We start from the raw sequence: 13,496 nt of genomic DNA, 5'->3' as shown, positions 1-13,496 counted from the left end.
GTCGGTCGTCACAAACTGATCCTCAACACCCTTCGTCTATCTCCACCACCCAGGGCCGTTAGGACTTACTCGTCTAGAGGGGCTTGACCGGCATCGGTGTGGAGTTGACCGGGACCGGTGGCCCGCTGCGCTCACTCACCACAACGGACTCGACCGCCTTGCCGCTGGCCCCGAACACCGGCAGCCAGGCTCCGAACCGGTTGAGGACGTTCTCGATGGGCTTGAAACACATACCGCTTCCGTCCTCTGGCCCGGCAATCACGATCCCGATCGCCATCACTCCGTTGCCGTCCAGTCTCCACACCGGCCCTCCGCTGTCGCCCGGTGCCGCCGGGACGGTCGAGCACAGGAGGTATTCCCGTGCACCGTTGTACGTCACCTGCTGCCAGCTCGTCACGCGGCCTTCGGTCCAACCAGTTCTCCGGCCCATTTTGCCGATGACAAAGCCCTGGCTCAGAGCGCTGTTGCGGTAGTAACCCATGACCCGTCCGCTACCTGGTGACCTGCCGCTGAGCGGGTCGACAACGATCTGCTGGGCATCGTTGCCCGCGTCGAGCTTGACCAAAGCACTGTCAAAACTGTTGTGGGTAATCCAGTCGCCGACGTAATCATTTCTGATCATGGTGCCGTAGCGGCTGTCCGTGCCGTAGACAACGCGCTGATCCGCCTGCGGCATGCCGAAACCGAAGCAGTGACCTGCGGTCACGACGAACATGCCGGACGTGCCCCGAACGGCGTAGCCGCCGGTGCAGATCCCTGGACCGTTGGGTCCTCCGAGGAACATCGGGTGTCCTGGCTTGAACATGTAGCCGGCGGCAGCCGCAGGTGACGAGACCGAGACCAGGAGCAGGGTCACGACCGCCGCGGACAGGGCGATGAGTCGCCTTAACATGCGAACCTCCAGAGGTAATACGACGAGATGATCTGTTCCAAGGCCGAGAAATTTCTTTTCCTCGGCCCACGTTGCGTCGCTGACCCTCCTTTCGGGCAGGCTTCACCACAGCCGGAGGATGCCGGCCGAGAGAGATGTGAGGCGGCACGACCGAGGCCCCCGCCGCGGTCAGCCGGTGGACAGACTCGCTACGCCGCCGTTAGTGCGGCGTCGAGCGCGTTGATGAGAATCTGCTCCACCCCGTCGGGAGAACTCGCAGTCGGCTTTCCTCTGAAATGCCCGAGCCAGCCGTAGACCGTCATCGAACCACCGGCGATGCCCGGAAAGTCGCTGTCGATGCCGCCGGCGTACGTTGCGGGCCTGCGAAGCAGTTCATCACTGGGCAGGTACGCGGGTACCTCGTTCGCGTACCCGGCGAAAAGCAGCCGACTCGACGTGCCGTATCGCGCCCGGAAGTAGGCGGCGTACCCGGAAACGATCTCGCCACCGGCCAGCAGCAGCCGCAGACTTGGGGTGCCGGCGAACGTCCAGGACTGGATGGGGAGGGGGATCGACGTAGCGAACGTGCCGGCCTCAACCTGCGAGATCATCTGTTGTGCGTGCCGCCGGTAGTAGCCCGGCAGGCCAGCGTTGGCCATCCGCGCGGCGTAGACCGCTGACAACTGCCGAAGGTTGTCCGGGGTCGGTGTCACGTCCAACGGCAGGCTCACCTCGCGGTAGTGGGTCGTTGTCGGGCCGGTGAGCGGACTGCCGGGCCGGGCGACTGCGCTCGTGACGGACTGCGCGAGTTCACCTCCCCGCCTGCTTCGCTCTGCCCAGCCTCGTGTACCGGACGGGTCTTGGTCGCCGGCCGGTCCCAGCAGGAACTGTGCGAAGGCGCCGGTCGCAGCCTCAACCCGGGTGACCGCGTCGCCGGGGTAGTCCGGGTCGAACAGAGCCTGCCTCCCTGCCGCCACGGGGTGGCACCCGTAGCTGAACAGCACGGCCAGGGGTGCGCCGCCGGACGAACGGGCAGTCAGGATGGGCACGTCCGACTCCACGTACGGCAGCCCCTCCCGGTTGTACGAGAAGTGCTGGCTGACGGTCTGGTAGTCGAGGGTGCAGGGCGTCCGCCGACCACGGAGTGTGTCCCGGACGAGTTGCACGATCCGGGTCGCCAGTCCGTCGCTGTAGGTGCGCACCTGTGCCTGCTGGGCGGTGTTCATCGCGTACGCGATGAACGGGTCCAATTTGTCGCTCAGCACGGGGCCGTTGTGCGTGTGGGTCGCGGTCAGCGCGAAGTTTGCCGAGGCCACGCCAAGGTTGAGCACCTGGCTGCGGATCGACCGGTGCATGCCGCGCGCGAAGCCCAGGACGTCCACACTGACGATGACGTGTGGCACAGCCGCGTACCACCAGATGGTGCACCGCGCGAACAGCGCGGCCGCGGTTCCGGTCGACCTGCGTGGCGCGTCCACGCTGTAACCGGCCAGATAGGTGCCTGCCGCCGGGGTGATGTCAATCTTTCCGGTCGAAAGTTCGGTGCTCGCCGCCCCCCGCGCGGAGCTTCCGACGAGGCCTTGGCCCAAGACCGACGCGGCAACGAGGGAACCGCCGGTGATTATGCGGCGCCGGCTGACGGGCCGGTCATGCGGATCGTCAAGATTATTGACAGGGGATGCTTTCGGCAGGGAGTTGGGTGGGTTGACGGCATCCATCGCGGACGTGGTCATTTGGCAACGATCTCCCCCGTTGGGCGCTGACGTACGGCTAGCCGCAGGTCTGTTTATGCATGACAGCCAGGCATAAATCTCAGTTGAACGAATCGTGGCGCAGATTGCGGCTGCGGTCAATGCCTAAACCTGGGCGCGTCTGTCGCGGGTCCGGCCGGGCCGTCGATCATCGGTCTCCACGAATCGCTGCAACAAGGGTCGTCCCCTGTCTGAACAGCAGGCATGTCACGTCGGGCGCCGGTCGGCGAGGAGCCGTGGAGACAAAACTCTGCCCAGACGAGGACCGCGCCGTGCGGGTCGCCGCCATCGCGGACGCCTCGTCATCGCGTGCCACCCAGCAGACGGATACCTGAGCGGACACCTGAGGGCATCGGAAGTGAGGTGGCCGCGCGCGAGGACTGGCAGGAGTTGGCGTACTGGCGCGTGGTCACCGGTCGAGTTGACCTAGCCGCTGCCGTGACGGCTGTCCTGGAGCACGACGCCTCGGTGCTGACCAGCGAGGTCAAGGCGTACGGCGATGGCGGTGACCTGCCGGTCATCCAGTTCCCTGGCTAGGGCGCACGCTCGATGACGACCACGGGGATCTCTCGGACGGTGCCCTTCTGATAGCGGGCGTACGTCGGGAAGACCTTCGTCATGACCGGCCACAGCCGGGCCCGCTCCTCGCCCGTCGCCGTCCGGGCCCGCCCGGTGAACCGTTCCGCGCCCACCTGCACCTCGACCGTCGGATCGGCGCTCAGGTTCAGATACCAGGCCGGGTGCGTGTTGGCGCCCCCGTTGGACGCCACCAGCAGGTGGTTGTCGCCGTCGCGGCCGTACATCAGTGCGGTGCGGCGGAGTTTGCCCGTTCGGCGTCCGCGGGTGGTGAGCAGCAGCGACGGTACGCCGTAGAAGGTGTCGCCGTCGGCGCCGTCGGTCGTCACGTAGCGCCGGATGTGCTCGGCGACCCACCCGACCGGGCTGTCCTCGATCGTCTCGTGCTGCTCCTGCGCCGTCACGGCATTGTCTCCTTCGTCGGGCCAGGTCGGAGGTAGGCCGGGTGAAGCCGAGCCGGTCAAGACGTCGCGGTGGACTGTCCGCTGCGGTTGGCCGGGCGGGTGCCCTGCCCGGGGCGGGTGGTCAGCACCTGGGGGCCGGCCTCGGTGATCGCGACGGTGTGCTCGGAGTGGGCGGTGCGTGAGCCGTCCGCGGACCGGATCGTCCACCCGTCCTTGTCAAACTTGATCTTGTCGGTGCTGCGGCAGAACCACGGCTCGATCGCGATCGTCAGGCCGGGCTTGAGCTTCATGCCCCGGCCGGGCCGGCCGCTGTTGGCGACGTGCGGGGCCTCGTGCATGGTGCGACCGATGCCGTGCCCGCCGAACTCGTTGTTGACCTGGTAGCCGTAGCGGTGGGCGACCTCGCCGATCGCGGCGGAGACGTCGCCGAGTTGGTTGCCGGGCTGCGCGGCGTCGATCGCGGCGGTCAGCGCCACCTCGGTGGCCTCGATGAGCTTGAGGTCCTCCGGGGTGGGGGTGCCGACGATGACGGACAGCGCGGAGTCGGCGACCCAGCCGTCGATCCCGACCGCCATGTCGATGCTCAGCAGGTCACCGTCGCGCAGGACGTAGTCGTGCGGCAGACCGTGCAGCACGGCGTCGTTGACCGAGAGACACAGGACGTTGCGGAACGGGCCGCGGCCGAACGACGGCGCGTAGTCCCAGTAGCAGGACTCGGCGCCCCGCTCCTTGATCCGACGGCGCGCGTGGCGCTCAAGGTCCATCAGGTTGACCCCGACGGCGGCGACCTCACGCAGCTCCGCCAGCAACTCGCCGACGAATTGGCCGGTCACGGCCATCCGTTGGATCTCCTCGGGGGACTTCAGCTCGATCACGACCAACCCTCCCTGTCCGTAGCGGTATATTTATACCACGCCTCGGCGCGCCCGCCCGGATGGCGTTGCCGCTCCGCCGAGGCAGATCTATCCTGCTCACATGGTTCGCCCACCGCTCACCCCCGCGCAGATCGCCGCGGGTCAACGTCTCGGTGCGGCGCTTCGGGTCGCGCGAGGTGGCCGTCCCCTCGTCGAGGTGGCCCTGGCGGCCGGCATCTCGCCGGAGACGCTCCGCAAGATCGAGGTGGGTCGGCTCCCGGCGCCCGCGTTCGGCACGGTGGTCTGCCTCAGTGAGGTCCTCGGCGTCCAGCTCAGCGACCTGGCCGAGGTGTGGCTGGCCGACCTGCGGGTCCGCGAAGCCTCCTGAACGACCGCCTGCGACGGCACCCGGAACGAACCGCGGCACCACGAACCGCGGCACCACGAACGAACCACTGCGACGGCGCCCCGGGGAGCGCCCGCAGCGTCCGGGCCGGTCAGACGCGTGAGCGCGGCAGGCAGCACTTCTTGTACTTGGCGCCCGAGCCGCACCAGCACGCGTCGTTGCGGCCGGGCGGCCAGGCCCGCAGGTCGTCGGGGCCGGTCAGCGAGTCGGCGTACGCGTCCTGGGTCTCCTCGTCGGTGGGGTCGATGCCCTCGCGTTCGGCGAAGGCCGCCAGCCCGGCGACCGTGCCGACTGCCACACCCAGGTCCGTGCCGCCCATCTCGGAGGTGACGACGAGTCCGCGTTCGGTCTGGGCGCGGTGCTCGTCCCAGGTGGCGGGGTAGCTGTCGACGAGGGCGGGCCAGCGCAGCAGCAGCGCGGTGAGCTCCGTCGGCGGCCAGAACAGCAGCGTCGCCGGGCCGTCGTCGAGGGCGTCGAGCGCGTGGTTGCTCGCGGCGTGCAGCCGGTCGGCGAGGTTGTCGTACTCGTCGTGGGGTAGGCCCTGCTTCTCGCGCAGGTCGTGTCGGTGCTGGGCCAGGCCGAAGATCATGGCGGCGGCCGCGTCCTGGGCGTCCTCGGACGCGTGCTGCTGGGCGCGGGTCCGTTCCAGGATGGCGTCCAGCGCCCCGGTGAGCCATTCCACAGCCGTGTCGGCGTGGCCGGACTCGGCCAGCTCGTCGATCAGGTACATGGAGTCGGGGTCGGTTTCCAGCAGCGGACGCAGGGCGGTCAGTTCGGCCATGCCCTCGTCGGTACGCCCGAGGCGCAGCAGCAGGCCGCCGCGTACCCCTCGCGCGTACGTGTTGTCGTCGGGCTGTTCGGCGATGGCGCGGGTGGCCAGCGTGAGCGCGTCGGCCAGGTCGCCGGCCTGCTCCAGGATGTCCACGGCGACCAGCAGGGCGTACCCGGTGTCGTCGGGGTCGGCGACCCGCCCCTCGTCGACGGCGCTCACCAGCTCGGCGACGAGCGCGGCCGGGTCGGGGCTCTTCGAGCCCAGATTGTCGATCTCGTCGATGCGGTCGGCGGTCAGCAACTCGGACATGGGCGCATCCTGAAAGACGACGGGCGGTGGGTGGGGGAGCGGCCAGCCTACTCCCGGACACGGCGCGGCCCGGGCGGTGAACCGCCCGGGCCGCGCCACGTTGTTCCCTCAGCGGGTCGCGGGCATGGTGGCGAACTCGCCGGCTAGCTCCGACTCGACGATCGTCGCGGTGGTCGGCCGGCGACCGGCCGACGCCCGCCGGGCGGACGGGACGGCGAGGGCCGCGAGCGCGGCGGCCAGGGCGATGGCCGTGAGGACGAGAAACCCGGTCGTGAAGCCGGCCTCCCGGGGCAGGCCGTTGGCCTGCGGGTGGGCGGTGATCACGCCGCTGACCACGGCGGCGCCGATCGCGCCTCCGATGGTGCGGATGTTGGCGTTCATGCCTGTCGCCACGCCGGTCTGGCTGGCCGGGACGCTGGCGACGATCAGGTTGGCCATCGACGCGAAGGCCAGACCGATGCCGAGGCCGACCAGGCCGCCGGCGATGGCGACCTCCCAGCGGGTGTCGTGCGCGGCGGCGAGCATCGCCGAGGCGGCCACGTTGAACGCGGCACCGGTGGCGAGCTGTGCCTTGGCGCTGAACACGGCCTGGAGCCGGCCGGCGACGAGACCGGCGACGAACATCGCGACGAGCATCGGCAGCATGAGCAGACCGGCCTGGCTGATGCTCGCCCCGAAGCCGTAACCGGCGGCGGTCGGGGTCTGCACGAACTGCGGGAGGAACGCGTACACGGAGAACATCGACGCGCCGTAGAGCAGGGCGACCAGGTTCGTGGTCCAGACTCCGGGCAGCCGCATCATCCGCATGTCGATGAGTGGGTTCTTCGACCGCAGTTCGGCGACCAGCCAGCCGGTCAGCAGCACCACGGCGAGCGCCAGCAGCGCGAGCACCCGGGTGGAGGTCCAGCCCCAGGTCGCGCCCTGGCTGATCGGCAACAGCAGCGCCACCAGCCAGCCGGAGAGCAGCAGGGTGGCGCGCCAGTCGATGCGCCCGGGGGTGCGGACCGGCGACTCGGCGACGAACAGGTGGGCGGCCACGGCGGTCAGCCCGACCACGACCATCGGGATCCAGAACAGCCAGCGGTAGTCGAGCGTGGTGACGATCGGGCCGGCCAGCACGATGCCCAGGCCACCGCCGACGGCGACGATCGCCGAGATGGCGGCCACGGCCGTGGAGACCCGCGCGGCGGGGAACTCGTCGCGGATGATGCCGAACGACAGCGGGAAGACCGCGCCGCCGATGCCCTGCACGACCCGGGCGAGGATGAGGACGCCGATGTTCGGCGCGATGGCGGCCAGCAGGCAGCCGAGCGCGAGCGCGGCGAGCGAGACGACGAGCATCCGCTCCTTGCCGACCATGTCGCCGACCCGTCCGAGGATCGGCGTGAAGATCGACGCGGAGAGCAGGTAGGCGGTCAGGACCCAGGTCACGGTGTTCTGGGAGGTGTGCAGATCCTGCTGGATGGTCGGTAGCACCGGGGTGATCAGCGACTGGAGCATCGCGAAGAACCCGGCGCCGGCCGCGAGCACGGTGAAGGTGAGCCGGCGCGAGCTGCGCCGGGAGGTTACTGCCACGAGAGAAAACTCCCTGAGTACGTGCTGAGCCCGTCGCATGCGACGGGCAGGGCTGTCGGTCCGGGCGATCGGGTGGCCAGGCGGCGATCGGGCGGATCCCGAGGTAAGCTAACCGGAGGCAGGCCTCCGGCGTTTCCGGAGGGGTGCCTCCACTAAGCTAGCGGAGGGTTGCCTCCGGATGCAACCGGTTTGAGGTGACGCACGTCATGACCAGTGCGGGGCAGGCGCCCGAGGTCTTCGCCCAGCGGCCCAAGCGGGCCGATGCGCGGCGTAACTACGACGCTTTGGTCGCGGCGGCGCGCGAGGCGTTCGCCGAGAACGGCGCCGCCGCCTCCCTGGAGGACGTGGCCCGACGCGCCGGCGTGGGCATCGGCACGCTCTACCGCAACTTCCCCAGCCGACGGCACCTCTTCGAGGCCGTCTACGTCGAGGAGGTCCGGGCGCTGAGCCGCTCGGCCGAGGACCTCGCCGAGCTGCCCCCGTGGGATGCGCTCGTCGCCTGGCTGCACCGTTTCGTCGCGTACGTCGCCACCAAGCGGGCGCTCGCCGAACAGCTGTTGCACGACTCGGAGATCTTCGCGAGCTGCCGGACGGAGATCTACGCCGCCGGCGAGCCGCTGATGCGCCGCGCCCAGGAGGCCAGCGTGGTCCGTGCCGACGTCAGCTTCGACGACGTGATACGCCTGATCAGCGGCCTGACCATGGCCCAGTTCGCGTCGCCCGAGCAGCGTGACCTGGTGCTCGGCGTCGCCCTGGACGGCCTACACGCCCCCGCCCGCTGACCAGCGCCCCACCCGCCGCCCAGAGCACCCTCGCCTGCTGACCGGCGCGGCCCCGCCCCGCTGACCAGCGGCCCGCCCCGTCGACAAGCGCCCCCGCCCGCTGACCCGCCGTCAGCGGTCGACCAGCAGCAGCCACTCGTCGTCGAGCCGTTCCACCACCGTGCCCGCCGGCCAGCGGTGACCGAGATCGACGATCGCCCGGGCCTGGTCGACCTGCGGTGGCCGGCTGAACTGTGCGTCGCGGAAGCTGGCCATGCTGTGGAACCGGGCCCGGCCGAAGTTCGCGGCGTCGGTGAAGCGGGCCCGGTCGAACAACGCCTCCGCGCCGAACACGGTCCACCGGAACAGCGCCATGCTCCGGAAGCGAACGGAGTGGAAGTCGGCCGACCGGCCGAACTCGGTGTGTTCCATCGACAGGGAGGCGTCGAAGACAGCCTCCCGGAACGTGGCGGCGTCCTCGAAGCGGGTCGCGTCGAAGCTGGTCGGCTGACCGAACGTCGCCCGGCGGAACGAGGTCAGGCCGGCGAAGGCGGACCGCCGACAGGACAGGCCACCTGTGAACGCCGCCCCGTCGAAGCTGACCAGACCCCCGACGCGAGCGCCGTCCAGCATGACCTCACCGTCGGCCGTGAGACCCTCGAAGGCCACGTCGCCGAAGGTCGCCGCCCCGAGCAGGAGCCGCCCCCGGGTCGTCGCGCCCGCGAAGGTGGTCGTGCCGGTGAACGCCGCCGCCGTGAAGGTCGCGTCGACCAGCGTGCAGCCCGCGGCGTCGAAGTCGACGAGAGTGGCACCGGTCAGGTCGAGCGTCAGCTCCGGCCAGTGGGTCGCGTCGTCCGCGCGCAGATGTCGGGTGAGCACGCGCTGCGCGGTGCGCCGGACCTCCGTCTCGCGCGGCTCGCCGTCCGGCGCCGGCATCCGCAGGTACGCGCAGAGCACCGCGGCGATCGTCGCGCGCTGCCGAGGGTTGTCCTGACCGAGGCGTTCCAGGGCGTGCAGGCCGCCGAGGCGTACCGCCCCGCTGTCGTTGCCGAGCAGCTCGACGGCCCGGGTGTAGAGCTCGGTCAGCCGGCGCTCCGCCGCGTCGTGCTCGGCCGCTGCGGACTGCCGGTCCTGCTGGCGTTGGGCCGCCTCGGCCACCGACTCGGCGTGCGCCTGCACCCGGTCGCGGTGGGCCTGGTCGCGGGCGGCGACGCTCTCCTGGTGCCGTTGCGCGCGTTCGGCGATCCACTGGCGTCGGGCGGCCAGCAGCAGGGCCAACCCTCCGCCGGTGCCGGCGACCACGGTCAGGCCGGTGCGGATCGCGTCGATGCGCAGCGTGGCGCGGGTGTCCGGCTGGCTGGCCCGGTCGGCCTCGGCGAGCAGCAGGCCCAACACCAGCCAGCCCAGGGCGGCGGCGACCAGCAGGCCGACAAGCACCAGCCACCACGGCATCACCCGTAACTGGCGCTCGGGGGGTTCGTCGGCGACCACGGCCACAGCATGCCATTCGCACTCACCACCCCGGGGGTGCGCGACGGTGAATGTCGGGTGGGCGACGTTCCTGGGAAAGGGGGTGCCGGACATCAGACGTGCTCGATAACCTGCTGCCGCTGTCCAATCGCGACAGACGTGACGTCCCAGAGGAGCAGCGCGCATGACCGAGCCGCACACCGTGCCGCCGGAGGGCACGCCGCCGACCGTGCCGCAGCTCGACGTCCGGGCGGCCGAGCCACCGACCACCGCCGCCCCACCGACCACCGGCGGCTTCGCCGACCGGCCGCCCGGCTATCCGAGTGCGCTGGTCTGGCTGCGCGCCGGGATCCTGCGGGACTGGCGGGGCGTGCTCGGCGCGTTCGTCGCCACCTGGTTCTACCTGCCGCTCGCGTTGCTCCTGGCGTTCTGGGGCGGTCTCACCTTTGCCGTCACCGGGCTCTTCGCCGGCGCGTTGGGCGCCGACGACCAGGTGCCCCAGGTGCTGCGCGACGCCCCGGTGATCGGCTCCCTGGTGGAGGCGTTCCTGACCCGCTCCGGCGGGGTGCTCGGCGGCGTGACCGGTTTCGTCGTCGGGTTCCTGATCGGCTTCCTCTCCGTGCTGGTGGTGCCCTGGCTGGGCACCACCGACGGGCCCATCGCGCTGGCCACCGGCCTGGTCGGCACGGTGGCCGCGGCGGCGCTGATCGGGGTGCTCTACACCCTCTACCGGGTGCTGCTGGAACCGCGCCTGCTCGTGGTCTCCGGCGCCCGCCAGCCCAGCCGCCGGGAGTACGCGCGGCTGCGCCCCGTGCTGGACGAGTGCGCCCGGCGGCTCGGCCTGACCAGCGTGCCCCGGCTGCTGATGGAGGACGACCCGGTCCTGAGCAACGCCCGCACGTACGCGCGGCACGTCGTGGTCACGACCGCCGTGCTGACCGAGCCGGACGACGAGGTCGCCGCGCTGCTCAGCCACGAGCTGGTGCACTGGCGCACCGGCGACGAGATCACCAGCGCCTTCGTCCGTGGTGTCGGCCTGCCGCTGACCCTCGCGCACGCCCTGCCGACCTGGCTGATGCGGACGTTCCCGCACCCGGGCACCAACTTCGTGGTCTTCCTGTTCTTCTGGCCGGTGCTGCTCACCATGCGCTACGTGGTGCTGCCACTGCACGCCCGCGACGTGCGGGCGGCCGAGTACCGGGCCGACCTCGGCGCCGTGCTCACCGGGCACGTCGACGGGATGCGGCGCGTCCTGGAGCGGCGGCTGTCCTTCGAGACCGGCCGCAGCGGCTGGGACGAGGCGGTCTGCGCCACCCACCCGCCGCACGAGCTGCGGCTTGACGCGCTGGATCGGGCGTCGGTGGCGGGGGTGCCCGCCGGCGCGGACGAGCCCGTCACCGTCGAGCGGCTGTTCGGCCACTCCGGCCCGGTCGGCACCCGTCGCACCTGGCTGCTGGTCGGCGTCCTCGTGCTGGCGGCCTGCGTCGGCACCGGCGGGCTCGGCGTGGTGCAGTGGGCGTTCTTCCGACCGCAGGCGGCCGTCGACGGATACTTCTCCGCGCTCGCCGACCGGGACAGCGACGCCGCGCTCGACTTCCTGAGCGGGCAGGGCGGTGTCACCGACCGCAAGCTGCTCGCCCAACTGCTGCGCGCCAAGGGCTACCGACCACCGACCGACGTCAAGATCACCAAACTGGACCGGGACGGCGACAGCGCCACCGCCACCGTGGCGTACCGGTTGGCCGGTGAGCGGCGCACCACGGAAGTCGCCCTTCGCCGCGACGACGAGACCACCCTCGGGCTCTTCCACGGCTGGCAGGTGAGCGGCGGGCTGACCCCGCTCGACACCCCGATCGCCGGCCCCGGGGCGCAACTCAACGGGGTGGCGCTGCCGGGCGCCGCCGAGGGCCCCGCGCTGGTGCTGCTGCCCGGCGAGTACACCGCGACCGGCCCGGCCAGCGCGCTCAGCGAGACGCCGAGCGAGACCGTGGCGGTCGGCCCGGGGCAGAGCGCGGCGACCCTCCAACTGGCCCCGGTGCTCAAGCCGACGGCCGGCGAGGCCGTCGAGGCCCAGGTACGCGCCTGGCTGGACGAGTGCGCCAAGCAGACGATCGCCGCGCCGCCGGGCTGCCCGTTCCGCTACTACGGCGGCGCCGCGCAGAAGGTCACCTGGAAGATCCTGGAATACCCGAAGATCGCCGTCGAACTGACCGGCCCGGCCAGCGCGCAGGTCACCACCCCGAGCGAGACCCGGGGCAGGGTGCAGGTCAGCGGCACCACCACGTACTTCGGCACCAGCACACCGTTCACCGACGAGGACACGGTGACCGTCGGGGGCGTCGCCACCGCCGACGGGGACACCATCGCCTTCCGCCCCGCCACCGACTGACCGGGAGCAACAGTGACCGACAGTGACACCGCCGCGCGGCAGCCGGTCCGGCTGACCATCAGTCCGCGGCACCGGCAGGCGCCACCTGTCGCCCTGCTCGACTGGATCCAGCGCAACCCGCAGTACCGGCCTGTCGTCCGGCAGGCCGGCGGCGGCGGTGGACGGCCGGGCTTCACCGACGCGGTGATCATCGCGGTGCTGGCGCAGGGGCTGCTCCCGGGCCTGTTCAACCTGCTGCAGTCCTGGGTCGACCAGCAGCGCACCGAGGCCAGCGTGCGGATCCAGGCCGGGGACACCGAGGTGGAACTACAGGTGAGTGGACGCACCGACTCGGCTCGCCTGCTGGCCCAGGCGACCGAGGCGCTGCGGGCCGCCCGGGAGCCCGGTCCGGACGCCGCCGACTGACACCGGCGGCGTCCGCGCCGCAGACCCTTAGCTCGCCTTGGCCAACGACTCGAACTCGTCGTCGGTGAGCCGTACGTCGGCCGCGCCCACGTTCTCCTCCAGGTGCGCCACCGAGGACGTGCCGGGGATCGGCAGCATCACCGGCGACCGGCGCAGCAGCCAGGCCAACGCGAGCTGCGCGGGCGACGCGCCGTGCGCGGTGGAGATGGCGTCCAGCGGGCCGCCGGGGCGGGCCAGCTCACCGGTGGCGATCGGGAACCACGGGATGAACGCCAGGTCGTTGCGCTCGCAGTACTCCAGCACGTCCTCCGCGCTGCGGTTGGCGAGGTTGTACAGGTTCTGCACCGACGCGATCGTGGTGATCGCGCGCGACTCCTCGATCTGCGCCACGCTCACCTCGGACAGCCCGATGTGTCGGATCTTGCCCTCCTGCCGCAACAGCGCCAGCTCGCCCAACTGGTCGGCGAGCGGCACCTTCGCGTCGATCCGGTGCAGCTGGTAGAGCGGGATCGTGTCCAGGCCGAGGTGGCGCAGGCTCAGCTCACACTGCTGGCGCAGATACTCCGGGCGGCCCACCGGACGCCAGTCGCCCGGGCCGGAACGGGTCAGCCCGGCCTTGGTCGCGATGACCAGGTCGTCGGCGTACGGGTGCAGGGCCTCGCGGATCAGCAACTCCGAGACGAACGGCCCGTACGAGTCGGCGGTGTCGATGAACGTCACGCCCAGCTCGACGGCCCGGCGCAGCACCCGGACCGCCTCCGCCGGGTCCTTCGGGTCACCCCAGACACCGGGGCCGGTGATCTGCATCGCCCCGTAACCGAGCCGGTTGACGGTGACGTCCCCGCCGATCCGGTACGTGCCGGACGCCTTCGCGGGCTGCTCACTGATGTTTGTCGCCATCGGTAGATCATCCCCCGGAATTCGGCCGGTATGCCGGGCGTCACCCGACTGTG

Annotated in this window: 13 protein-coding genes; 5 read left to right on the top strand and 8 right to left on the bottom strand. The window is 71.0% G+C overall.

Features of this window, described 5'->3' with window-relative positions; all coding sequences use genetic code 11:
• Positions 1-73 precede the first annotated feature (73 nt).
• Together ACPXBU_RS32155 and ACPXBU_RS32150 are read right to left on the bottom strand one after the other, a co-directional pair.
• A complete protein-coding gene (locus ACPXBU_RS32155) occupies positions 74-856 on the bottom strand; it encodes a trypsin-like peptidase domain-containing protein (protein ID WP_425761071.1) in 783 nt (260 codons plus the stop codon).
• A 224-nt stretch (positions 857-1,080) separates the two neighbouring features.
• Positions 1,081-2,604 carry a hypothetical protein gene (locus ACPXBU_RS32150; RefSeq protein WP_425761070.1) on the bottom strand — a complete coding sequence of 508 codons (1,524 nt, stop codon included), beginning with the start codon at positions 2,602-2,604 and terminating at the stop codon, positions 1,081-1,083.
• Positions 2,605-2,985: 381 nt separating this feature from the next.
• Between ACPXBU_RS32150 and ACPXBU_RS32145 the strand changes: the two genes are divergently transcribed.
• Positions 2,986-3,159 carry a hypothetical protein gene (locus ACPXBU_RS32145; RefSeq protein WP_425761069.1) on the top strand — a complete coding sequence of 58 codons (174 nt, stop codon included), beginning with the start codon at positions 2,986-2,988 and terminating at the stop codon, positions 3,157-3,159.
• On the opposite strand, the gene ACPXBU_RS32140 is transcribed toward ACPXBU_RS32145, so the two are convergent.
• Complete coding sequence (locus ACPXBU_RS32140) at positions 3,156-3,602, bottom strand: nitroreductase family deazaflavin-dependent oxidoreductase (RefSeq protein WP_425761068.1); 447 nt, start codon at positions 3,600-3,602, stop codon at positions 3,156-3,158. The two genes, ACPXBU_RS32145 and ACPXBU_RS32140, sit on opposite strands and share 4 nt — an antisense overlap.
• Positions 3,603-3,658: 56 nt before the next feature.
• The gene (gene map, locus ACPXBU_RS32135; RefSeq protein WP_425761067.1) at positions 3,659-4,477 is read right to left on the bottom strand and encodes a type I methionyl aminopeptidase; all 819 of its coding nucleotides are present in this window, start codon (positions 4,475-4,477) and stop codon (positions 3,659-3,661) included.
• Positions 4,478-4,577: 100 nt separating this feature from the next.
• Between map and ACPXBU_RS32130 the strand changes: the two genes are divergently transcribed.
• Complete coding sequence (locus ACPXBU_RS32130; RefSeq protein ID WP_357374410.1) at positions 4,578-4,844, top strand: helix-turn-helix domain-containing protein; 267 nt, start codon at positions 4,578-4,580, stop codon at positions 4,842-4,844.
• 109 nt (positions 4,845-4,953) lie between these two features.
• Here ACPXBU_RS32130 and ACPXBU_RS32125 read toward each other — a convergent pair whose 3' ends face one another.
• Both ACPXBU_RS32125 and ACPXBU_RS32120 read right to left on the bottom strand, forming a co-directional pair.
• Positions 4,954-5,943: an SEC-C domain-containing protein gene (locus ACPXBU_RS32125; RefSeq protein ID WP_425761066.1), complete on the bottom strand. Its 990-nt coding sequence runs from the start codon at positions 5,941-5,943 to the stop codon at positions 4,954-4,956.
• A 108-nt stretch (positions 5,944-6,051) separates the two neighbouring features.
• Positions 6,052-7,518, bottom strand: coding sequence for an MFS transporter (locus tag ACPXBU_RS32120; protein ID WP_425761065.1), 1,467 nt, complete (start codon positions 7,516-7,518; stop codon positions 6,052-6,054).
• 206 nt (positions 7,519-7,724) lie between these two features.
• Here ACPXBU_RS32120 and ACPXBU_RS32115 point away from each other — a divergent pair, with 206 nt between their 5' ends.
• Positions 7,725-8,300 carry a TetR/AcrR family transcriptional regulator gene (locus ACPXBU_RS32115; protein WP_425761064.1) on the top strand — a complete coding sequence of 192 codons (576 nt, stop codon included), beginning with the start codon at positions 7,725-7,727 and terminating at the stop codon, positions 8,298-8,300.
• 111 nt (positions 8,301-8,411) lie between these two features.
• Here ACPXBU_RS32115 and ACPXBU_RS32110 read toward each other — a convergent pair whose 3' ends face one another.
• Positions 8,412-9,770, bottom strand: coding sequence for a pentapeptide repeat-containing protein (locus tag ACPXBU_RS32110; RefSeq protein WP_425761063.1), 1,359 nt, complete (start codon positions 9,768-9,770; stop codon positions 8,412-8,414).
• 163 nt (positions 9,771-9,933) lie between these two features.
• On the opposite strand from ACPXBU_RS32110, the gene ACPXBU_RS32105 reads away from it, so the two are divergent.
• The gene (locus ACPXBU_RS32105; protein ID WP_425761062.1) at positions 9,934-12,138 is read left to right on the top strand and encodes a M48 family metalloprotease; all 2,205 of its coding nucleotides are present in this window, start codon (positions 9,934-9,936) and stop codon (positions 12,136-12,138) included.
• A 12-nt stretch (positions 12,139-12,150) separates the two neighbouring features.
• Positions 12,151-12,543, top strand: coding sequence for an effector-associated constant component EACC1 (locus ACPXBU_RS32100; RefSeq protein ID WP_425761061.1), 393 nt, complete (start codon positions 12,151-12,153; stop codon positions 12,541-12,543).
• Between the two features lie 27 nt (positions 12,544-12,570).
• On the opposite strand, the gene ACPXBU_RS32095 is transcribed toward ACPXBU_RS32100, so the two are convergent.
• The gene (locus tag ACPXBU_RS32095; RefSeq protein WP_425761060.1) at positions 12,571-13,443 is read right to left on the bottom strand and encodes an aldo/keto reductase; all 873 of its coding nucleotides are present in this window, start codon (positions 13,441-13,443) and stop codon (positions 12,571-12,573) included.
• Between the last annotated feature and the right edge of the window lie 53 nt (positions 13,444-13,496).

It is taken from the genome of Micromonospora sp. DT231 (assembly GCF_049847025.1).
GTDB lineage: Bacteria > Actinomycetota > Actinomycetes > Mycobacteriales > Micromonosporaceae > Micromonospora.
This window is presented reverse-complemented; position numbering and strand designations above follow the sequence as displayed.